At 71.3% G+C, this 216-nt stretch carries 1 pseudogene; it reads left to right on the top strand.

Features of this window, described 5'->3' with window-relative positions:
* Window positions 1–216, top strand: a pseudogene (locus J0695_RS39605) (acety-l/propionyl-CoA carboxylase subunit alpha); the annotation flags it as partial.

Genomic DNA, 216 nt, shown 5'->3' on the forward strand with positions numbered 1-216 from the left:
AGCCGTACGCAAGCTCGCCACCGCCCTGGAACGCGCCACACTCCACGGGCCCGTCACCAACCGCGACCTGCTCGTACGCTCCCTCCGTCACCCCGAGTTCATCGAAGGCAGTGCCGACACCGCCTTTTACGATCGCCGTCTCCACGAGCTCACCACCCCCGTCCCCGCCCCGTACGCACCGCTCGCAGCCGCCCTCGCCGACGCCTGCGGCCGCTC

It is taken from the genome of Streptomyces beijiangensis (assembly GCF_017315755.1).
Classification (GTDB): domain Bacteria; phylum Actinomycetota; class Actinomycetes; order Streptomycetales; family Streptomycetaceae; genus Streptomyces; species Streptomyces beijiangensis.